The sequence below is a fragment of the Ruegeria sp. CDSA079 genome, assembly GCF_059612245.1.
In genome coordinates this window covers 133,611-154,732 of record NZ_JBXWQF010000003.1, presented here as the reverse complement: position 1 = coordinate 154,732, position 21,122 = coordinate 133,611, and the positions used below count along the sequence as shown (strand labels likewise).

General features: G+C 55.1%; 16 protein-coding genes, 1 tRNA gene and 1 pseudogene. 13 read left to right on the top strand and 5 right to left on the bottom strand.

Annotated features, from left to right (window positions below):
• Positions 1–5 precede the first annotated feature (5 nt).
• The gene (locus AC2FJZ_RS04570; protein ID WP_496776220.1) at positions 6–461 is read left to right on the top strand and encodes an Lrp/AsnC family transcriptional regulator; all 456 of its coding nucleotides are present in this window, start codon (positions 6–8) and stop codon (positions 459–461) included.
• A 140-nt stretch (positions 462–601) separates the two neighbouring features.
• Entirely contained in the window at positions 602–1,003 is a 402-nt protein-coding gene (locus AC2FJZ_RS04565) for a helix-turn-helix domain-containing protein (RefSeq protein WP_496668143.1), read from the top strand.
• Between the two features lie 240 nt (positions 1,004–1,243).
• On the opposite strand, the gene AC2FJZ_RS04560 is transcribed toward AC2FJZ_RS04565, so the two are convergent.
• The 3 genes from AC2FJZ_RS04560 to AC2FJZ_RS04550 all read right to left on the bottom strand — a co-directional run bounded on the left by AC2FJZ_RS04560 (position 1,244) and on the right by AC2FJZ_RS04550 (position 9,888).
• Positions 1,244–6,265 carry a RecQ family ATP-dependent DNA helicase gene (locus tag AC2FJZ_RS04560; RefSeq protein ID WP_496776219.1) on the bottom strand — a complete coding sequence of 1,674 codons (5,022 nt, stop codon included), beginning with the start codon at positions 6,263–6,265 and terminating at the stop codon, positions 1,244–1,246.
• A 525-nt stretch (positions 6,266–6,790) separates the two neighbouring features.
• Complete coding sequence (locus AC2FJZ_RS04555) at positions 6,791–7,762, bottom strand: hypothetical protein (RefSeq protein ID WP_496668131.1); 972 nt, start codon at positions 7,760–7,762, stop codon at positions 6,791–6,793.
• Positions 7,763–8,199: 437 nt separating this feature from the next.
• On the bottom strand, positions 8,200–9,888 hold the full coding sequence (locus AC2FJZ_RS04550) for an adenylate/guanylate cyclase domain-containing protein (protein ID WP_050602995.1): 1,689 nt from the start codon (positions 9,886–9,888) through the stop codon (positions 8,200–8,202).
• A 498-nt stretch (positions 9,889–10,386) separates the two neighbouring features.
• Between AC2FJZ_RS04550 and AC2FJZ_RS04545 the strand changes: the two genes are divergently transcribed.
• From AC2FJZ_RS04545 to AC2FJZ_RS04525, 5 genes and pseudogenes are all read left to right on the top strand, one after another.
• Entirely contained in the window at positions 10,387–11,334 is a 948-nt protein-coding gene (locus tag AC2FJZ_RS04545) for a DMT family transporter (protein WP_496776218.1), read from the top strand.
• Positions 11,335–11,758: 424 nt separating this feature from the next.
• A complete protein-coding gene (locus AC2FJZ_RS04540) occupies positions 11,759–12,292 on the top strand; it encodes a hypothetical protein (protein ID WP_496776217.1) in 534 nt (177 codons plus the stop codon).
• A pseudogene (locus AC2FJZ_RS04535) lies at positions 12,292–12,447 on the top strand (helix-turn-helix domain-containing protein); the annotation flags it as partial. The gene AC2FJZ_RS04540 and the pseudogene AC2FJZ_RS04535, both read left to right, overlap by 1 nt.
• Positions 12,448–12,461: 14 nt before the next feature.
• Entirely contained in the window at positions 12,462–12,812 is a 351-nt protein-coding gene (locus AC2FJZ_RS04530) for a hypothetical protein (RefSeq protein WP_496776304.1), read from the top strand.
• A gap of 33 nt (positions 12,813–12,845) precedes the next feature.
• Positions 12,846–13,481: a site-specific integrase gene (locus AC2FJZ_RS04525; RefSeq protein ID WP_496776216.1), complete on the top strand. Its 636-nt coding sequence runs from the start codon at positions 12,846–12,848 to the stop codon at positions 13,479–13,481.
• Positions 13,482–13,612: 131 nt separating this feature from the next.
• On the opposite strand, the gene AC2FJZ_RS04520 is transcribed toward AC2FJZ_RS04525, so the two are convergent.
• Positions 13,613–13,689: transfer RNA gene (locus AC2FJZ_RS04520), tRNA-Pro, on the bottom strand.
• A 109-nt stretch (positions 13,690–13,798) separates the two neighbouring features.
• Positions 13,799–14,914, bottom strand: coding sequence for a THUMP domain-containing class I SAM-dependent RNA methyltransferase (locus tag AC2FJZ_RS04515; RefSeq protein WP_496668107.1), 1,116 nt, complete (start codon positions 14,912–14,914; stop codon positions 13,799–13,801).
• 298 nt (positions 14,915–15,212) lie between these two features.
• Here AC2FJZ_RS04515 and AC2FJZ_RS04510 point away from each other — a divergent pair, with 298 nt between their 5' ends.
• From AC2FJZ_RS04510 to nqrF, 6 genes are read left to right on the top strand one after another with little or no spacing between them, the layout of a single operon-like run.
• Positions 15,213–16,556: a Na(+)-translocating NADH-quinone reductase subunit A gene (locus AC2FJZ_RS04510; protein ID WP_496776215.1), complete on the top strand. Its 1,344-nt coding sequence runs from the start codon at positions 15,213–15,215 to the stop codon at positions 16,554–16,556.
• A 5-nt stretch (positions 16,557–16,561) separates the two neighbouring features.
• Positions 16,562–17,770, top strand: coding sequence for an NADH:ubiquinone reductase (Na(+)-transporting) subunit B (locus tag AC2FJZ_RS04505; protein WP_496668103.1), 1,209 nt, complete (start codon positions 16,562–16,564; stop codon positions 17,768–17,770).
• Positions 17,763–18,578 (top strand): Na(+)-translocating NADH-quinone reductase subunit C, encoded by an 816-nt coding sequence (locus tag AC2FJZ_RS04500; RefSeq protein ID WP_496776214.1) that lies wholly within the window; start codon positions 17,763–17,765, stop codon positions 18,576–18,578. The genes AC2FJZ_RS04505 and AC2FJZ_RS04500 overlap by 8 nt, the downstream gene beginning before the upstream one ends.
• Entirely contained in the window at positions 18,578–19,231 is a 654-nt protein-coding gene (locus AC2FJZ_RS04495; RefSeq protein ID WP_152460184.1) for an NADH:ubiquinone reductase (Na(+)-transporting) subunit D, read from the top strand. The genes AC2FJZ_RS04500 and AC2FJZ_RS04495 overlap by 1 nt, the downstream gene beginning before the upstream one ends.
• Positions 19,231–19,839, top strand: a complete 609-nt coding sequence (gene nqrE / locus AC2FJZ_RS04490; RefSeq protein WP_050603817.1) for an NADH:ubiquinone reductase (Na(+)-transporting) subunit E — start codon at positions 19,231–19,233, stop codon at positions 19,837–19,839. Before AC2FJZ_RS04495 ends, nqrE begins: the two co-directional genes overlap by 1 nt.
• Positions 19,840–19,849: 10 nt before the next feature.
• On the top strand, positions 19,850–21,073 hold the full coding sequence (nqrF, locus tag AC2FJZ_RS04485; protein ID WP_496776213.1) for an NADH:ubiquinone reductase (Na(+)-transporting) subunit F: 1,224 nt from the start codon (positions 19,850–19,852) through the stop codon (positions 21,071–21,073).
• The last annotated feature ends 49 nt before the right edge of the window (positions 21,074–21,122 follow it).

The window sequence follows — 21,122 nt, the reverse complement described above, 5'->3', positions numbered from 1 at the left end:
GTGAAATGGACGCCAAGGACAGGCAGATTATACGAGCGCTGCAGCGTGACGGGCGCATGACGAACCAGGATCTTGCCGATGAGGTGAACTTGTCTCCCTCACCGTGTTTGCGCCGGGTCAAAAACCTAGAAGCCAAAGGAGTGATAAAGGGATACAGCGCCGACGTTGACGCTGCCGCGTATGGGATGGCCATTACCGTCTTCGTGCGTATCAGATTGGAGCGACACAACGAAACGGACGTTCAGAACTTCGAGAAACGAGTTCGGATGATCGATGAAGTTCTTGAATGCCACGTGCTGACCGGGGCAATGGACTACCAATTGCGGGTTTTGGTATCGGATCTCGAGGCCTACGAGGAATTTATTCGTCACCGAATTCATCCAATCGGTGGGATAGCCTCGATCGATACCAGCTTTGTCTATGGAACAGTAAAAATGACAGCTGTTTTTCCGCCCGAATAGAAAGATCGAGTCAGAATGAGTTGTTCCCAACTGGCTAAAGATTTTAGCTGACTGATTTCTTCCCGCCTCAATTTCCCATTCTTACCGTCGCTATAACGAAAACATGCAGAACGTGCTGCATCACTTCAAAGAGGATAGCGATGACCAAAAAACCGTATGAAGCTTCCCGAATGGCGAAGTATGTCGAACGGAGGGTGCTCGAACTGAAACCGACCAAGAGCCAAGCCGAGATCGCGGCGCAGGTGGGATACGTCAGCCCGAACATGATCACGATGATCAAGCAAGGTAGTTCCAAGGTGGCATTGGATCGCGTCCCGGCTTTGGCGAAAGCTCTGGAATGCGACGCTGCCTACCTTATGCGCCTCGCAATTGAGCAATCGATCGGACTGACTGCAGCTGAGGCAGTTGTCGAGGTGTTCGGAGAACCTGTCACGTCCAATGAACTTGGCTGGCTGAAAGCAATTCGCAAGGCCACCAACAACGCCGATCCTCGGTTGACCCGCCGGTCAGAGACGGCGATCAAGACCATCTTCGGGAGGTAGGTGCCATGTATGACCAGAAGGACGACCTGACATTGAATGAGCGCGCCTGGTTGCAGTTCCTCCGGGACGTGAGCAACGGAAGTGATCCTGAGCCGACCCTACGGCGAGTGCAGCTGTTGCGGCGCTTATGCGAGCCTCGGAGAGCTTGATGAAAATGCGTAGCATTACTGTGGTGGGGATGGGTGAAGTGCTGGGCTTCGTCGGATCCCTCTGGAAACAAAAAAAATTGTAAGTGATGTCCTAGTTGACGGACACGAAAACGAGCTCTGGCAAAACCACCTCCCATGCATCGCGGCGGAGAGTGTGCTGGAAGGCTTCACCTGAGTCTTCCTTCCGCCATGTAAGGATAGCGGCGACTTCACCCCGATCAAACCTGGTATTTGGCGGTGGTGCGAAGGATTTGGACATCCGGCTCAGCACTTGCCCTTTTTCATTGTGTAGCAACCAGCGGTCGCCGTCCTTTACCAATAACACTGCATCACCGACGCGTGCCGCATTAACTGCACTCAGAGAAGAATGGCCTGGATGCAGGCGTCCAGCATAGGAAAGATCAACCATCCGCGCCTCAGCCGCCTGAAAAAAGCGACGGGGACCAGGCAACGCGTTCATGTCAGGCTTCACGCTACGGGTGAGAACTGAAGGTGCTCCTGTTGGTAGGTATTCATGGTTGTCGTTGCTCATTACTACAAGGCTGCGGCGGGCACGTGTCATAGCGACATAGAACAGTCGACGGGGTGCGTCCTGATCTTCGGATCGCGAGGGCCGCTCCCACCCGCCATCGAGTATAACTACATCGTCAAATTCCAGGCCTTTTGCGCGGTGGGCCGTCAGCAGCTTTAACCCTCTTTGTTCATCCCAGCTATCACGGGACCATTCCGCGAACCATTCGACTATGTCTGGGACGGGCAGGCTGCGCGACCCAACCTCGCGTGCCAGTAGGCCCAGTCCTTCACCAATACGATCGGTCCAGCGCGAATGCGAAAGTGTGTTCAGCACTTCGGTCAACTGATTGATCGAGTAAAGCTTTGAGGGTGTCTCGCGTAGGGCTTTGACAAACGTCTGCATCTCGCGCATCCGCCATAGGCTAGGTATGTTTTCGTTAGCCATTTCAACCGGTATTCCGAGGTTTTCGGCAAAATCGCGCACCGGTATCAGCTTTCGCCAATCGCGCGAGATAATCGCGGCGCGTGACCATGTCCAATCGGGGTCGAGACGAGAGAGGCGGATCAACTCGTCTAGTGCGGCCATAGCTTGCTCTTCATTACCAGCGGGGCACTCAAGGATCTGCACACGGCCCTGTGCTACTGGATCCAATTTGGCCAGAGATCCACCGGCGTCAGCCTTCGTCCGGGCCTGATCTACGGCAATATCATGGCCAAGTTTCATACGCGCAGCTGCCCCAGCGATCACGGCATTGGCGGTGGCGACGATATGACCGGTAGAGCGGTAGTTCTCGGTTAAGAAAACCGGTTTTGCTGCGTAGTCCTGTTCAAACTGGCGGATGTAGCGGATCGATGCACCGGAGAAGGCATAAATGTTCTGGTCGTCATCACCCACGGCAAAGAGACTGAGTCGCAGATCGGGATCATCCAGAGTTCTCCCTGCCACAGCAGCGATCAGCGCGTATTCATCTGGACCGATATCCTGATATTCATCCACTAAAATCCAGCGATACCCCTGTATCAGTGTTTCACGCAGCGCTTCGGCCTCTTGCTTGCTTAGACCGTCACCCCGAAGCAGTGCCGCAGCCTTTTGCAATAGACCTTTGAAATCGGGGATGTCGGCTGTTTGAATGCCCGCGAAACTAGCTCCGACCAGGCGCATAGCCAGTGAATGCACCGTTGAGACGGTTACTAAGGTTGAGTCATCTCCAACTAACCGGCGAAGGCGTTCACGTATTTCAGCGGCTGCGTGACGGTTGTAGGCCAGCACGAGGATACCGCGGGGATCCTCGCGTTTGATGCGCAGCAGATAAGCGATGCGATGAACCAGGACTCGTGTTTTGCCCGAGCCTGGTCCTGCCAGCACAAGGACGTTGGTTTGTCCCCGGTTGTCACGCACAATTTTTTGCTGCACCGGATTGCCCAGGTTGTCGACAATTGCCTTATAGGTGGCGCCAGTGGCCTGACGCCGGAATTCGGTCCCGCGCCCCGGCATCCATCGGCGCATGAAGGCGTCTTGCTCCAGCACGAAATAGTCGTCGGACAAGCGCTGCGCTGTCTCAATGTTTTCCAGTCCTTTTTCCGCGTAGGCTGCCATCACATGGGTTTGAATGGTTTGTTCGTCATAGTGTTCCTCGAGTGGTGCGAAATGCTGGACGGTGAAACCACCTCCTTTGGAGCCAAGATGCACCGTTATGGCAGGGCGAAAGATGGACAGTCCGCGTCCCAGCGTAACCACCTGCTGTTCATGCATCCACAAAAGTGATCGGTCCATTAAGCGGTTTGGGTCTTTGATACTGGTGCGCAAAAGCGTATCGCCGGTAATCGTGGACAGCATCGCTCCCAGAGTGGTCTCGACCTGAATGTCCTTGCCGTGTGTGCCTTTCGGCACGAGGGTCAGAAGATGCGCCAGCAGGCGTTGTGCGCCCTGATGGCGCAACTCGGCGGTTTGAGCGACAAAGCGCCAAGACTGTTGAAGTCGCACAAGGATGCTACCGCGCACTGATTTACGCAGAGAAAGGTTGCCACGCCCTCCCTCCGTATCACGTCCATCCTGTGCCATACCGCGCAGAAGGGTCTCCACCAGATACGGACGCACCTCGCCATGGCCGCGCTGTTGCAACTCCTGACAGGCAATGGAAAGGTTGAACGGAATCGGTTCAGCCTGATCGGCATCTGGGGCCATTTCGCGCATCACGGCGATTAGGTCTTCTTCTAGTCGCGCTGCCCGATCCAGCCGGGCTTGCGATGCGTCGGTCACGCCATAGTGCACAAAAATGGTTATATTGGTGTCGTCGCTGGCAATTCCAATCGCCTCCAGATCGGTCAGCGCCTTGCGCAATTCAGCGGAGGAGAGCCCGCTAGTTCCTGCTAATTCGTCGGTGGAAACACCTTCTCCCACTGGTGTGTTTACGATATGGCGCACTATCGCCAGCAGTTGCTTGCGCCGAGCGCCCGTGATGTCTGCCTTATCCAACAAGGTGGCGGCGGTATCCACATCGCGCACGAGTAGGGAGGCGGGGAAGACCTGCACGCTGTTTTCTTCACGCCGCAACAGACTCGCTTCCTCCAGCCAAGCAACGGCGGTCTTTACGCGCGTGTCTTCAGTGTTGTTGTCACGCTGGAATTCAAAGTCTTTTTCTTCTCTCACGATCTCGCCCGGAGTGGCGACGATCTTACCTTCGTCTCGAGTGCGCATATCCAAGCGACGTAGCGCTTTAAGGATGGCACCTATTTCATGCCGTGCAAGGCGGGAGCGGGCCGAAAGGCTGAATTGGCGTTCAACGTCCTCTATGTTGAACAATAACACGCAGCTAGCGGGGTCGCGGTCGCGTCCCGCGCGTCCTGCCTCTTGTAAGTAGTTCTCCAACGAGCCTGGCACGTCGCCGTGGACTACTAGGCGGATGTCAGGTTTGTCGATGCCCATGCCAAAGGCGTTGGTCGCAGCAATCACGCGCAATTCGCCGGTCCGGAATTGTTCTTGAATCTCGTGCTTTTCTTCGGGAGGTAGGCCAGCGTGGAAACGTTCGGCGCTGACACCCTGTTGTTTCAGGAATTCGGCCACGCGTTCTGTCGCACCTCGGGTCGCGCAATAGACAACGGCTCCGGAGACGCCAGAGGCGGGCAAGCCCTGCTCGATCGCGTTCAGAATATCTGCGAGTTTCGTCGCGCGCTGGGTTTCACGCACCGAAAAAGAAAGGTTCGTGCGCGACGCACCACCGTCCAGCAGGATCAGATCCTGATCCAGTCGTGTTTTGAAATGCTCTCTTATATCGCGCACTACCTCGGGTTTGGCAGTGGCGGTAAGGCAAAGTATCGGAGCGGGGGCATCGCCGGAGTTTTCTTTGATGAAGCGGCTGACGTAGCGGTAGTCGGGCCTAAAATCATGGCCCCATTTTGAGATGCAATGTGCTTCGTCTAGCACCCAAAGGCCAATTTCGCGTTGTGCCAGAGCGCTGCGAACTGACTTGTTGCGAAGCTGTTCGGGTGAAATCATCAAGATCGCAGCATCACCCATGCGCACTTTGTCCAGAGCGTTGTGACGTTCAGGCAGCGACAGAAGGCCGTTGATCGTGACGGCGGAAGATATACTGGCTCTCGCCAGGCCCTGCACCTGATCGGCCATGAGTGCGACTAGCGGTGAGATAACGACGGTTAGCGCACCGGTCTTGTCGAACCGTGAAAGGGCTGGAATCTGATAGCAGACTGACTTGCCAGTTCCGGTTGGAAGGATGCCCAGAACGCTTTTGCCTGCCATCGCCTCAGCTACAATGCGTTCCTGCAAGGGTTGACCGAATTCGTCCACGGGTTCGGGTCGGAAGGACGGAAAGCCGAACCAGCGATCTAGCGCCCTTTTAGGATCGTTGTGTTCGACACACCATTGGCAAGAGTCATCGTTACAAGCAGCCTCTCGCAAGTGACGCACAATCAGAGAAGCTTCGCGAAATTGCATGCGAACCCAGGGAGGCATGACGCTGTCGCCGCCAGCAACAGAAATCCACGACAAGGCATAGGCCAAAGGCCAGGCAAGGTTCGGGTTTTCCATCCGGCTAAGAGTCTGTTCGAGCCGATGCAAGCAGACTTGTCCAGCCAAAAGGTGGCGAACGGCGTCAAAAGCTTCTTGTTTATTGGGTCTGCTAGTGCATCGCACAGCAGTAAAAAGAGCGTCAAACCCTCCGCTGCGTGGGGGGCGTGTGGCAAGGAAATGATAGGCTGTCAGCGCATCTGGGGTCGTGGTGTTTAGCTTGGCGAACGCCTCGATCTGGTTTTGCAGAACCTCGAAGACCAGACGTGCATCCTTTTCGGGATCGTTGACATGACCCGTTTGCAACCGTCCGTCTTGATAGTGTTTGACTAAATGGTGATAGGGGTTGCGCGGGAAGGCCAAAGGATTGAGCCAGAGTGTGTCGATTGGTGCCTCTGCCAAGGCGGCAAAGCGGGGCGCAGCAGCGGCCAGGTGGGGCAGGTCGTGGTGCAAGATGTTGTGGCCGATGACACTGTCGAAACCTTTACAATATGTGTCGAGTTGCGACAGTGCTGAGGCGGAGCTGCTTTTTTCAACGAGGGCTGGTCGGGAGTCATCGTTCGTTGTGGCAGCCAATGCGAATATCCGAGCGGATTTAGGATCCACTTCCAGGTCAATCGATACACAGCGCTCAAGAAAGCGCGAAATGTCCACCTGACCGTTCGTTATCATTGCTCGCCAAATTTTCTCTTTTAGTGTCTCCTTGATAGCTACCGGATTACAGACAAAAGAGAAGGTGCGTTTCAAATTGCTCTTCGCAATGTGGATTCCTCGCACTCCTCAATGGTTGCATAAGGTTGACAAAGGTTTACATCCACCCTCCCGGGATCAACGGAATGTAAACCTTTCACCTCTCAAAACACCCCAAAATCAGGCCAAAGGTTTACACTAAGTTTACCTTAAGTTGACAGATTTCACCCGAAAACCAGTTTTTCAGAGCAAAATGTAAACCTTTGAACCAGACGAATGAAGTCCTAGGGTTTTACGATGAACTCAAGGGGGATGCATTCTGGCGCCGCGGATACTTCGGCTTCGGAAGCTCCTAGGGAGGTTTCGGCCTATTTTCCTGACGAAAAAATTCACTCGTAGTCGACTGAGTTCCTACATTTGCTCGTTGCCAATAAAGAAATCCTGGACGTTCCTTCTTTTCCGTTTGGGAGCATCTATCACCTCGCCTCGGGTGATCCATTCGGGCAAGTCCAGATCAGAATGGGATAGGCCCCAAGCAACCATTAGTCGACCGCAACTTCGCCCATTGGCCAGAGACACATCTAGCTCTTCATCCAAGTCCAAGTCTTGCTTGGCAAATGTGGTATTGAACACGGCATTCTTTATGAGCCTCTGCGCTTCTGAAAACGTTCCTTGGAATTCGGAGCAGTGTCTTCCTCCACCAATGACAAACAGGGGCATCGTTCCTCCCCATGCGGATGCATTGTATCCCGTCTTCTTGTAAGAATCCCGGAGGGGATCGCAAACAAAGCTGCCGATGGCTGTTGCCAGCTTATTGGCCGGAACTCCCTCGCTGACAGCGATCCTTGCGACTTCTGCCCCAAACGGTTTGACCGCGCTCCCGTAAATCTTCACCAGCGAACTACCGTCATCACGCTGGTAAAAACCAAAGCTGACAGCGTCAATGGTGAGACCTCCAAAGTCACAGATCATGAACTGGCCGTTATGTTTTTGGGCAGAATGAAAATACCCCATGACTGCGCCAATGAACTCTGGAACGATCAAGGTCGGGACGCTCACTTTTCGATTTGAAAGGCTGGAATCTTCAAGCTCCCTTTCGACGACGGCTCTACAAATTGGCGCCTCCGAAAGTGCGACCCTAAGAGCGGCACCAACGCAATTCTGAAATCTTTCTAACTGCGGTGAACTACCTCCAGATTCTGTCGGAAATCCAAAGTTCGCGGACAAACCGATGCTTTTTTCGCTGAGACTACGCCCCAGTTTTTCCCACAACCACCCCAACGCATGACGTATCATCAAGGCAAGATATGCGGATACGTCGACCTCTTCGGCAACCAATCCTGAAGTCTCTTTTTTGGTCTTGTTCAGGAATGCCACTTTCAAGTGGTTTCGCCTTTCAGACTCAGTCGATGCACACAAGCTGAAGTGGCCGTTAGGTCTCTCCCAAAGCTGAGTGGTCCAGTAATAAGGGTGATTGTCGGATTGTAGTTCTCCTGGTGCAGGAACTGCGTAAGCACCTAAACCTTCCTCGTAAGGAAACCTTAACACGACCTTGCTGCTGGTCGATCCTAGATCGAAGCCACCCTCATCCTAGACGGCGAAGGCGAACAAGAAGCTTTTTCAGGTGACGTAGGCGTCGTTCCGTTGAAAAAAGTGCACACCGCTCGCTCAGGGGACGAAGGGGCAACCATTTTGGTGTTCCGTGTCCATGAGGAGGGCCAGCCAGGCAGAGTTTTGGTCAGCGACTGATTTTCAAGACAAAGGCGAAATATCCTTTACCGAATGCATGGTTGTCGGAACCGGGGGGGTGCCGTTTGCCTTCACACTTGCAACCCTGCTTTTTTCCACCCGCTGCGCCAGCGATCAGCGCAGGTTGGAATAGAGAATAATGGTAAACGTGTTGTCTCGGTTATCGAAGCCGCATTCGGAGCGATTTCGTTCAATTTGACAGCCGCTGTTTTTGCCGCATCTATGTCATCGAGCTCAGCGAGCGAGGCAATCAGCATCAGGTGGCTCATCAGGAAGGTTGCACGCACAGACAAGGCTTCGCGACAGGCCTGCGCGGCTTCCTCATAACGTCCCAAGTGAAACAAGGCGGCACCCTGTCCCATGAAAGCGGCGTGCCGCAATGGATCACCCGGGCTGAGTTCGACAGACCGGACTGCATGTTCCAGCGCCTTGTCAGGGCGATTCAGCAAATAAAGATTTGCAGCGGCGAGCATGTGGACCGTCGCCGCGTTGGGATTTTCCGACAATGCTTCCTTAAAGGCTGTCCGCGCGCGGGACAGGTCTTGTGCCAGCATAGAGATTGAATGCGCGGCATAAGCCTTTGCAATGCCGTCCGCGCGATCGCTCCGCAGCACCTGCTCTGCGGCCGCGACAGCTGACTTGGGTCCCTGATCTACAGGTTCCAAACCTTGCACAAGACGTTGGATATGAAGCCATGCTAGCAAGCCCGCTGCGGAGGCGTATTCCGGATCTCGATCCAAAGCCAGTTTTGTCAGTCGTATTGCCTCTATGTTGTCTTGGTCAGTCAGCAAGTGGAAATGTGATAAAGCTCGGAGGTAGAGCTCGTATGCCTGTAAGTCCTTGGTGGGTTTTGCACGCGCACGATTTGTTTCAGCGTGCCGCACCGATGGTTCAATAGCTGTAACTACGTCTTCGGTGACTTGATCTTGAAGATCAAAGATGTCGTCGAGCACACCGTCAAAGCGGTCCGCCCACAAATGGCTCCCATTTTCGGTATCTATGAGCTGTCCCGTGATGCGGACGCGCTGCCCGGAACGCCGAACGGAGCCTTCCAGTACATACCGAACCCCTAAGTCGCGGCCCACGTCGCGGATGTCCGTGCTTTTCCCCTTATAAGCAAAAGAAGAGTTTCGTGCGACGACCATCAACCAACGAAACCGAGATAGCTCAGTTATGATGTCTTCCGTTATGCCATCGGCAAAGAACTCCTGCTCCGGATCACCCGACATATTGTCGAATGGGAGCACTGCGATTCCCGGCCTCACATCCGCTTTGATCGCGAGATTGGCTTTCGTACCCTTTGGCCAACACCAGATTCCAACATGCCGCGTGATGTTTTTCAGTTCGGTTTGCTCTCCGCCGTCGAATAATCCCGCATCGTTACGGTCAAGGCTGTTATGTGACATATCTGAAAAGAGCACTTGTCCCGGCTTCGCGAGAGCCTCCAGACGCGCCGCAACATTGATGCCGTCGCCGAAAATGTCATCGCCATCGGTTACCACTTCCCCTGTGTGAACCCCGATGCGCAGTTTGATGTGGTCAGGTTTGTGGGCGGACTGAACTGCAATCGCGCAAGCTGCTGCTTCAGATGGTGATTGAAACTCGACGATCCAGCCGTCGCCCATGCTTTTGATCAGTGAACCATTGGTATCTTCCACGATCGGGAGAAACGTGTCCTCGCGGAAGGTCTTTAATGCAGCGACTGTGCCAGTACGGTCCTGATCCATCAGCGCGGAATACCCCACAATGTCGGCGGCCAATACCGTCGTGAGACGTCTTCCCATTCACCCCTCCTCTTTGCAATGAAGTTAGCTCGGTGGGTTGCTTCTGTCAGCCCATTCGTCAGATTTTGAAAAGCCTTAATGAATAGAAAGCACAGGTACAGGCATACACGCACAACTAAAAAGGTAATGCTCAAATACCTGTCGCGCATTCAGCAAACGGTCACCTTCATATCCGCGGAGTTAGTCACTTGCGTTTCTTTAGCTGCCAATGTTCGTGGCAAAGCAATTCCGCTTTGGGCTCGTTCCGGACCTCGGAGGCGGCGCAGCATCTGCGAGGGCTAGGCAGGAAGGACCGGCGAGGACGGCCCTTAGCTGCCCTTGACCCGGCCACCTGATGCGGCTGTGCGGCCCGTCAGAGGAAACATTCGCCGCGAGCGCTATATCCAATTCAACCCGAACTCGTGGATTGCGGGACTTTTGCCTGTCGTCGTATTGAGAACAGACACGCATTTGGCGACATCTCTAAATGAAACGATGACCTCTGCTGAACCCATACCTCAATCTCCGGATCGCACCCTTGTTGGCGTTGCGCTGATGCTGGGGTTTTGCCTAACCGCTCCTTTGCTGGATGTGTCTGCGAAACTCGCGTCGACCAGTGTGCCGGTTGGGCAGATTACGGCTGCGCGGTTTGTGGTGCAATGCGCTTTGATGGCGCCTTTCATCTGGACAATGGGACTGTCGTTGCGCGTGGCGAAAGGTCAGGTGATGGTGCTGGTTTTCCGCTCGTTGCTGTTGGTGTTCGCAACATTTTGCTTCATTGCCGCGATCCGGGTGATGCCCCTTGCCGATGCGCTGGCAATCGTGTTCGTGGCCCCGTTCATCGTCTTGTTGGTCGGCAAGTTCTATTTTGGTGAAGATGTCGGCCCGCGTCGCGTCGGCGCGGCGCTTGTGGGGTTTGTCGGGGTGTTGTTCGTCATCCAGCCCAGTTTCGCAGCTTTCGGCGCGGTTGCCATTATTCCGCTTGGAACGGCAGTTGCCTTCGCTTTCTACATTCTTGTGACCCGGGGATTGTCGCGCCGGGTGCACCCAGTGACCCTGCAATTCCACACCGGCCTGATCGCCAGCCTGTTTTGCATTCCAGCTCTAATTGTTGCGCAAGGTTCCGGCTCTGATTTGTTTGATCCCGTTTGGCCGACAGATATCGCGTTGTTGTGGCTTTTGGGCGCTGGCTTCTTCGCGACGGTGAGCCACATGATGATGACCTATGCGCTGTCTTTTGCGCCTTCCGTCACGCTGGCACCGCTGCAGTATTTTGAGCTGCCGGTCGCGACCTTGTTCGGATATCTTGTCTTCAGCGACTTCCCGAACACGCTTAGCCTGGTTGGCATCGCCATCATCATCAGTGCTGGGCTGTATATGATACATCGCGAAAGGGTGGCGGCCAGACAGTTGGTCACCGTACGTGCCGTACCTCCAATCTAAGGCTACACGCCCGGTCCGTTCCGGACATACAAAGTGCAATCAGATGCTGCGTTGTAGCTGATCAAGAGCCGACGTTCGTACTAATCTCAGGTTCTGGTCAACCTGAAATTCGGCCAATCCACCAAATCGTGCTCGAGATTTCTCGTCTATTTAGTGCAGTTCCGCTTCTCCAGGATTGGACCTCAGCGGTCGCTCTCAATTCCCGCTATATGTGTTCCACTCAAATGGTTGCTCCTGAATCCGAGCGTCTCAAGCGTAGTCGTTTAGTCCGAAGAATAGGTGGATTTATATTCAGATTGGATTGAGTGTTAGGGTGTAGTCACAACATTGTACCCGCACCTTCAAGAAAAGGTGCTCTTGGATTTTGGGGGATCGAGTGATTGAATTTTATAAATCTATCTTGAGAACTACGGGACATCGTCAGGTGGTCAACATCTTGCTGTCGCTGGCCATTGCCGCCCTGGCGGCGTTTCCACTGAACTACCAGAAGGAAATCGTGAACGGTCTGACCGAAAAGAACATAAGCGCCGGAGGCTTGCTGTGGCTTGGTGTTGCTATGGGCGCGGTGATAACCCTGAGCCTCGCGCTGAAATGGGCGCTGGGGTATCTTTCGAGCGTCCTTGGCGAGGACATGATCCGTAAGCTGCGCACGCGTATTTGCTATCTGTCTCGCGAAAACCCGGCGGGTTCCGAGAAAGTTGCCTATGGTGCCAAGGCAACAATGGTGTCGGCCGAAGCCGAACAAGTAGGAAAGTTCTCCGGTAGCGCTCTGTCTGAACCCATCGTACAGGCCGCATCCGACGTTGTGCTTGCTATAGGCTTATTGATCACACGAAAAAGGAACCTCCCGGCAATGCGTACGCAGATCATGAAATTGGCGCCCGTGTCCGAAACTTCGATGGCTGAATACCACCCTTGCATCTGGGTTGTGGATACAACCCTCCGGGCGGTTACGTAATGAGTAGTGACGAAGCACTCCTCACGATCGAGGAATTCGCGGCCGCCTTACATCGCACGATCACCCTGAGAACGGTTCGGACCATGATTCACCAGGGCGAGATCCACGCGGTTCGCCTCGGCAAGCGCTACTACATGACCCGCGAGGAATTGAAGAGGTTCACAAAGACATGCCACGTAAGCGCAAACCTGCCCGGCTCTTCCAACGCAAAGACGATGGCGCTTGGGTCATCCTGGACGGAGGACAGCAGATCCGGACAGGCTTTGGTGATGGATTTCATGAGGCAGCGGAAGAAGTCCTGAGCAATTACATCGCCAGTAAGAAGCGGCAAGATAATCGCGTCCGCGACCCGAGCGAGATCACCGTCGGCGAGATCTTGGTGCACTACGGCGAGGCTAAGGTAAAGATGGTCCGCGACAGGGACCGCCTGCTCTACACGATACAGGCACTGTCGCCCTACTGGAGCGACCTCAAGGTGTCCCAGATCGACATCGACAGGTGCCGGGGCTATACTGCCTGAAGGCGGTGCGCCGCATGGACCGTCCGGCGCGAGATGAACACACTGAACGCCGCTGTCAAATACGCCCTGGCGTCGCGCAGGATCAGCCATGCACCGATCGTAACCCTGCCTGAGAAGGGAGTCGCCAATGACCGCTGGCTGACCGAGGAGGAGATCCAGCGCCTGCTGGAAGCCTCTGCTTCTCACGTCCAGCGGTTCATCAAGATCGCGCTATACACCGGACGTCGGAAGACCGCGATCACACGGCTGAAGTGGATGCCCTCCCTTGATAGCGGCTGGGTCGATCTTGACAGCGGGGTGATCCATTTCCTTGGCAAGGCCGAGGCCGAGACCAAGAAGCGCAAGGGAATGGTCAAGATGCCTGGCACGCTCCACACGGAGATGAAGACTTGGGCCCAGGAGGGGAGCCACGTAGTGTCGTTTAACGGGGCGCCGATAGATCGGATCGACAAGGCCTTTCGAGCGGCCGTCCAGCGGGCCGGTCTAAAGGATGTGACGCCGCACACCCTAAAGCACACAGCGGTTACCTGGGCGTTCATGCACGGCATGACACTGGAGGACGCCACGGCCTATTTTGCGACCTCGCGCGAAACCCTGGAAAACGTCTATCGGTCCTACAGCCCAGATGCCCTTAAGAACGCAGCGGGAATAATGGACTGGAAGATATGAAGCGCTAATTCGATAGTTGGTGGATGCCGGTAGTGAACGAACTGGGCACATCTATCGAACGAAACGTTGCGGATATCGTTGCGGCCGATCCCCAGAAAACAAAAAAGGCGCCATTGGGCGCCTTGTTTTATTGGTCGGAGTGAGAGGATTCGAACCTCCGACCCCTGCCTCCCGAAGACAGTGCTCTACCAGGCTGAGCTACACTCCGACCGTGGCGGGTGATCTATACCCGGTGTTCTGGATGCGCAAGAGGATTCTGAGGCGTGATTGTGGAGGCTTATACACGGCAATGGATAAGATCGTAATGCTGTCTGTTGTCAACGAAGCGGATCCGTTTTGTACAGGCGAATCTTTGTGCCGCCGTGATCTACCACCGGGCCGGGTTGGAGCAACGGAAGGCGAGTGGCCCGTGCCAATGCGGGTGCGCTGGTCACTATTCCAACGCGCCATCCCTGAAAACGGCCGGTCAAAACCTTACCCAGAGTGCCATAGACAGAGCGCAACCGCTTTTCGTCTCCTATGCGTGCCCCATAAGGCGGGTTCACAATAACCAAACCGGCAGGACCTTCAGGTGGCTTAATGTCGCTGACCGAACGTTGCGGAAAACGCGTCATCGCGCCAACCCCGGCCCGCTCGGCATTGGCTGCGGCGGCGCCCACTGCACCTGCGTTTCTGTCCGATCCGTGGAAAGTCAGAGAGCATTCTTGCGCAGTGTTGCTTTCACGCATCTTTTGCCACTGGTCGTGATCGAATTCGGCCAGGTTTTCGAACGCAAAGCGACGTGATCGGCCCGGCATCAACCCAAGTGCAATTTCGGCGGCTTCTATCACAAACGTACCTGATCCGCACATCGGGTCGAGCACAGGCTCGTCCCCTGTAAACCCGCACTCTCGCAAGAACATGGCAGCCATTGTTTCACGCATCGGGGCCTTGGCAATTGCTTCCTTGTGACCACGCTTGTGCAAAAGCTCACCTGAACTGTCGATCGACAGTGTGCAGATGTCTTTTTCAATGCGCAGCAAGACCCTTAGTTCTGCCTCGGGCGAGATCGGTGCCCCCAAAACCTCGGAAATGGCGCGTTCGATCCGCTGCCGGGCTGCACCCGCATGGTAGATTCTGGACTTGCGGCTTGTGGCCTCGACCTTCACCGGAACGTCGGTGCGTAAAAAATCACCCCACGGAAACTTGCGCGCACGCTTGTCCAATTGAGCCAGATGCACGGCCGGAAAGCTGCCCAGGCGTACAAGAACCTTGTTTGCCCCGCGCAATGTCAGATTCGCACGCCAAACTTCGGACCAGGATCCTCGGCACGTTACACCACCTCGAACAGCTTTTGCTTCGGCGAAACCGCAGGATTGTGCCTCGGCACATAGTGGATTTTCGAGGCCCGGTGTGGCGATCAGAAAGATATCGAGGTCTGCGTTTTTTTCCATTCCGGTTGCTTACACCGGAAGACGGGCAGGTGCGACACGCTTTTTTGAAACGCAATATCTGCTAATTTGACCGGGGTATCGCAGGAATATGCAGTTTCAGGATAAGTTTTGGCGGTAACAGGTTTGCGTTTAGGGGCGTCCCCGCGTAAAGGGTCCGTGATCGGAATTACGCCAACGGATTTTGGACCCATTCTGACGCATTTGCGACAGATGGTAAAATTTTCCGCGTTATTGCATAGGCTCGAATGGGCGTCGGCAAGACAGGCGCAGCAACAAAGGCTTGGAAGAACGTAGCAACATGCAAACTTTCAAACTGAAAAAAGGGTTGGATCTGCCAGTTGAAGGTGCTCCTGACCAGACCATCCATCCGGGGCCGGAATATAAGACCGTTGGTGTTTTGGGCGGCGACTATGCCGGCCTGAAGCCAAAGATGTTGGTGCAGGAAGACGATGAAGTTCAGCGGGGTGCTCCGTTGTTCTGTCATAAGGATGCACCAGACGCTTTGATGGTTGCGCCTGTAAGTGGCAAGGTTGTCGCCATTAACCGGGGTGCCCGTCGTGTTCTGCAAAGCGTCGTGATTGAAGTGTCGGACGTAAATGACCCAGGCATGGATTTCTCTGGCGTCGGCGATGCGGATACGGCCGAGGGCGTGACTGCCAAATTGTGCGCCGCTGGTTTGTGGACCGCTTTCCGCACACGGCCCTATTCGAAAATGCCCCAGCCGGGCAGTGCACCGACCGCGATTTTTGTCACTGCCATGGACAGTGATCCACTGGCCGCTGATGCCGCGGTGGTCGTCTCTGAGGCACCCGAGGCATTCACTGTTGGCCTGACCGCGATCAGTAAGCTGACCGACGGTAAGACCTACCTCTGCCAGAAAGAAGGTGACGCGATCCCCGGAGCAGATGTGCCTGGCGTTGAGGCGGCAGCTTTCTCGGGCCCGCATCCATCGGGTTTGGCCGGTACTCATATCCATTTTCTTGAACCTCTTGCTGGCGAAAAGCAGGTCTGGACCATCGGCTATCAGGACGTCATTGCTATTGGCCGTCTGATGCAGACCGGTCACCACGACCCAAACATCGTGGTTGCTCTGACCGGTCCGGGCGCACGTCAGCCACGCTTGATCCGCACAGTCATGGGTGCATCCACCGATGATTTGACCCGTGATGAGGTGAATGTCGACGGAACACCCCGCATTATTTCCGGCTCGATCCTGTCAGGGCAACACGCAGATGGGCCGACGGCCTATCTGGGTCGGTTCGCCCGTCAGATCAGCATCATCCGTGAAGATCCCGACCAAATCCCAATGGGCTGGATTCGTCCAATGCCGTCAAAGTATTCTGTCCAGCCGGTTTTGGGTTCGGCATTCGCCAAGAAGCTGTATGCGTTCACGTCCAACCTGAACGGCGGGCGTCGCGCGATGGTGCCGACCGGTGTGTTCGAGGAACTGATGCCGCAGGATTACTTGCCCACTCAGCTGCTGCGAGCCTTGTTGGTGATGGATACCGACACCGCCCAGGCGCTGGGTGCGCTGGAGCTGGACGAAGAGGATCTGGGCCTTGTAGGCTTTGCCTGTCCGGCGAAATATGAATACGGGCTGGCGCTGCGCGACTGCCTGAACAAGATTGAAAAGGAGGGCTGATCCAAATGGGTTTGCGCAGCTTCTTCGATCGGATTGAGCCGAACTTTACCAAGGGCGGCAAGTACGAAAAGTATTTCCCCATCTACGAGATGGTCGAAAGCTTTATCTACACTCCGAAAACTGTGACCACTGTCGCCCCGCATGCACGGTCTTACGTGGATATGAAGCGGATCATGACCTATGTCGTGATCGCAACGATCCCATGTATTCTGTGGGGGATGTACAATACCGGCTACCAAGCCAACTCGGCTATTGCCACGCTTGGGCCTGACTCGGCCACAGGATGGCGGATCGCCATTCTGCAGACCTTTGGTATTTCGCTGAGCCCAGACAGCATATTTGCGAACGTGATGCACGGGCTGATGTATTTCCTGCCGATCTATATAGTCACGCTTGTGGCTGGCGGCATATTCGAGGTCATCTTCGCGACCGTGCGCGGGCACGAGGTGAACGAGGGTTTCCTTGTTACATCAATGCTCTACACGCTGATCATGCCCGCAACCACGCCCCTGTGGCAGGTTGCACTGGGGATCATTTTCGGCGTCGTGATCGGTAAGGAAGTGTTTGGTGGAACAGGCAAGAACTTCCTCAATCCGGCACTGGTTGGACGCGCCTTCCTGTACTTTGCTTATCCCGCACAGATGTCGGGTGATGCGGTCTGGACACCTGTTGACGGGTTCTCAGGCGCGACAGCTCTGGCGGTCTCGGCTGCGGACGGCGTTCAGGCGCTGGCAGCGGATGGCATCACTTGGTCGAGCGCTTTCTTTGGCCAGATTCAGGGCAGCTTTGGTGAAACTTCTACGCTTGCCTGTATGATCGGCTTGGCTTTCCTGCTGATGACGAAGATCGCCAACTATCGCCTGATAGTGGGCTGTCTGGCCGGAACCATCGGCTTTACACTGCTGCTGAACTTGGTCGGATCGGACACGAACCCGATGTTCGCGATGCCATGGTACTGGCATATCGTGCTGGGCGGTTATGCCTTTGGTCTCGCCTTCATGGTGACTGAACCGGTTTCGGCAAGCCATACCAACGTCGGCCGCTATATCTATGGTGCGTTGATCGGTGTCATGGTTGTGATGATCCGTGTCATCAATCCGGCTTTCCCCGAAGGTATGATGCTGGCCATCTTGTTCGGCAACGTCTTTGCACCGCTGATCGACTATTTCGTTGTTCAAGCCAACATCAAACGGAGGGCGCGTCGCCATGTCTGATACGCAATCCCCAGAACCTAAAGGCGCACTGGCCAAGTTCCTGGCGGCCTCGCCGGATTCGGTTGGCAAAACGATCTTCGTCGCCGTTGCCGTTTGCCTCGTTGCCTCAATGGTCGTGTCCGCCGCCGCTGTCAGCTTGCGCCCGGTTCAGGAAACCAACCGTCTGAAGGACAAGCAGGTCAACGTTCTGCAAGTGGCGGGCGTGTTCGAGTCCGGCATCGACGTGACCGAAGCCTTCGCCGCTTTCGAGCCGCATGTGCTGGAGCTGTCCACCGGCAATTTCGTCGATGACCAGTTCGACCCGACCACATTCGACGACATCGCTGCCGCGAGCGATCCTGAACTGAGCGTGGCGCTGGACGATGATCCGGCAGGCATTGGCCGTAAGTCGAAGTACCGCGTGATCTATTTGCTGCGCGACGATGCGGGTGATTTGGACAAGGTGATCCTACCGCTGCACGGCTATGGTCTTTGGTCGACGCTCTATGGCTTTATCGCATTGGAAAACAACGGCAACGATATCTACGGCCTGCAATTCTATCAGCACGGTGAAACCCCGGGCCTTGGCGCCGAGGTAGACAACCCACGCTGGAAAGCGCTGTGGAATGGCAAGAAGCTGCGTGATGACAACGGGGATCTTCAGATCACCGTTGCCAAGTCACAGCCTGCTGCCGGACCGGACTTCTATATCGATGCTCTGGCAGGAGCTACTCTGACCTCGGTTGGTGTCGATAACCTGGTGAAATTCTGGATGGGCGATGCGGGCTACGCTCCGTTTCTGGCCAAACTGCAAGCAGGAGAGCTCTGATGTCCCAGACCAAAAAAGAGATGCTGGTCGACCCGCTTGTCGACAATAACCCGATCACTTTGCAGGTGCTGGGTATCTGTTCGGCGCTGGCGGTGACTTCGTCACTGCAGGTGTCGATGGTAATGGCGCTTGCGGTGATCTTCGTGACCTCTTTCTCGTCCTTCTTCATCTCATGCCTGCGCAACCAGATCCCAGGCTCGATCAGGATCATCGTTCAGATGGTGATCATCGCCTCGCTGGTGATCCTCGTGGATCAGATCCTGAAGGCTTATGCGTTTGAGATTTCGAAAACCCTGTCGGTCTTTGTCGGCCTGATCATCACCAACTGTATCGTGATGGGCCGCGCCGAAGCGTTTGCAATGAAGAACCCTCCGGTTGCGTCTTTTATCGACGGTATGGGCAATGGGATGGGCTATGGCCTGATCCTGCTGTTGGTCGGCTTTATTCGTGAACTGTTTGGTGCGGGTTCGCTGTTTGGTGTCACCATTCTGGAGACCGTCAACAACGGTGGTTGGTACGTGCCCAACGGCATGCTTCTGCTGCCACCCTCGGCGTTCTTCATCATCGGTCTGATCATCTGGGCCTTCCGCACATGGAAGCCGAACCAGGTGGAAGAGCGTGAATACAAAATTCAGCAGGTAGAGGCCCACTGATGGAAGGTCTGATTTCACTGGCCGTAAAGGCCATCTTTGTCGAAAACCTTGCGCTCAGCTTCTTCCTGGGTATGTGTACTTTCATCGCCGTGTCCAAGAAGATTTCGACCGCGCTGGGATTGGGCATTTCGGTCATGGTCGTGCAGGCCATTACCGTACCTGCCAACAATCTGTTGTTGAATTATCTGCTGAAACCCGGTGCGCTGGCATGGGCTGGGTTCCCGGATGTGGACCTGACATTTCTTGGCCTGATCTCTTACATTGGGGTTATCGCGGCGATGGTGCAGATCCTCGAGATGGTTTTGGACAAGTATTTCCCGCCGCTCTACAACGCGCTGGGAATCTTCCTGCCTCTGATCACGGTGAATTGCGCCATCCTTGGTGGCTCGCTGTTTATGGTGGAACGCGACTACAACTTTGCCGAGGCTGCAACCTATGGCCTATCTTCGGGATTTGGCTGGGCGCTGGCGATCACCGCGATGGCGGGCGTACGCGAAAAGCTGAAATATTCGGATATTCCTGACGGTCTTCAAGGTCTGGGCATCACTTTCATCACCGCAGGTCTGATGGCTATGGCGTTCATGTCCTTCTCTGGCGTGAAACTGTAAGGAGGCGTCGATGGAAACCTTTACCTTAGGCGTAGCCCTTTTCACCGTAATCGTTCTGGCATTGGTGGCCATTATCATGGCCGCCCGGTCCAAGCTGGTATCGACAGGCAACGTGAACATCACCATCAACGGTGAGAAAACCATTTCAGTTCCCGCCGGTGGCAAATTGCTGCAAACGCTGGCGGCCGAGAAGCTTTTTGTTCCTTCGGCTTGCGGCGGTGGCGGCACCTGTGCCCAGTGTCGCGTACGTGTACATGCGGGCGGCGGTTCGATCCTGCCGACCGAGGAAAGCCACATCACCAAGCGCGAAGCCTCGTGTGGTGATCGCTTGTCCTGTCAGGTCGCTGTAAAGCAGGACATGGACATTGAGGTTCCCGAAGAGGTCTTTGGCGTCAAGAAGTGGGAATGCACCGTCCGTTCGAACGAGAACGTCGCAACCTTCATCAAGGCACTTACGCTGGACCTGCCCGAAGGCGAAGACGTGAACTTCCGCGCCGGTGGCTACATCCAGATCGAGGCACCTTCGCATGCCTTGAATTACACTGACTTCGACGTGGAAGAGGAATACCGCGAGGATTGGGATCGCTTCAATCTGTGGCAGTATGAGTCTGTCGTTAACGAACCGATTGAACGTGCCTATTCGATGGCCAACTACCCGGACGAAAAAGGCATGATCATGCTGAACGTCCGTGTGGCCTCGCCACCTCCGGGTTCGGAAGGCATCCCTCCAGGTCAGATGTCGTCGTATATCTTCAACTTGAAGCCGGGCGACAAGGTCACGATCTCGGGTCCGTTTGGTGAGTTCTTCGCCCGCGAAACCGAGAAAGAGATGGTGTTTATTGGCGGTGGTGCGGGTATGGCGCCCATGCGCAGCCATATCTTCGACCAGCTCAAGCGCCTGGAGAACCGCAACCGCAAGATCACCTTCTGGTACGGTGCGCGGTCCAGGAAAGAGATGTTCTTTGTCGAGGATTTCGACCAACTGGCCGAAGAATTCGACAATTTCGAATGGCATGTCGCCCTGTCGGATGCGCAGCCCGAGGACGATTGGAAGGGCTACACCGGCTTTATCCATAACGTGTTGTTCGATGAGTACCTCAAGAACCACCCTGCGCCGGAAGATTGCGAGTTCTACATGTGTGGCCCGCCAATCATGAACCAGTCGGTTATCAACATGCTGCTGGATCTGGGTGTGGACCGTGAAGACATCATGCTCGACGATTTCGGCGGGTAAGAAACAGAAAAACCGGCGCACCCAACGCCGGTTTTTTTCGTTTAGCGGT

Coding starts and splice junctions, on each gene's coding strand:
- AC2FJZ_RS04570 (WP_496776220.1), top strand. CDS start 6: ATGGACGCCAAGGACAGGCAGATTATACGAGCGCTGCAGCGTGACGGG.
- AC2FJZ_RS04565 (WP_496668143.1), top strand. CDS start 602: ATGACCAAAAAACCGTATGAAGCTTCCCGAATGGCGAAGTATGTCGAA.
- AC2FJZ_RS04545 (WP_496776218.1), top strand. CDS start 10,387: ATGACCTCTGCTGAACCCATACCTCAATCTCCGGATCGCACCCTTGTT.
- AC2FJZ_RS04530 (WP_496776304.1), top strand. CDS start 12,462: ATGCCACGTAAGCGCAAACCTGCCCGGCTCTTCCAACGCAAAGACGAT.
- AC2FJZ_RS04525 (WP_496776216.1), top strand. CDS start 12,846: ATGAACACACTGAACGCCGCTGTCAAATACGCCCTGGCGTCGCGCAGG.
- AC2FJZ_RS04515 (WP_496668107.1), bottom strand. CDS start 14,914: ATGGAAAAAAACGCAGACCTCGATATCTTTCTGATCGCCACACCGGGC.
- AC2FJZ_RS04510 (WP_496776215.1), top strand. CDS start 15,213: ATGCAAACTTTCAAACTGAAAAAAGGGTTGGATCTGCCAGTTGAAGGT.
- AC2FJZ_RS04505 (WP_496668103.1), top strand. CDS start 16,562: ATGGGTTTGCGCAGCTTCTTCGATCGGATTGAGCCGAACTTTACCAAG.
- AC2FJZ_RS04500 (WP_496776214.1), top strand. CDS start 17,763: ATGTCTGATACGCAATCCCCAGAACCTAAAGGCGCACTGGCCAAGTTC.
- AC2FJZ_RS04495 (WP_152460184.1), top strand. CDS start 18,578: ATGTCCCAGACCAAAAAAGAGATGCTGGTCGACCCGCTTGTCGACAAT.
- nqrE (WP_050603817.1), top strand. CDS start 19,231: ATGGAAGGTCTGATTTCACTGGCCGTAAAGGCCATCTTTGTCGAAAAC.
- nqrF (WP_496776213.1), top strand. CDS start 19,850: ATGGAAACCTTTACCTTAGGCGTAGCCCTTTTCACCGTAATCGTTCTG.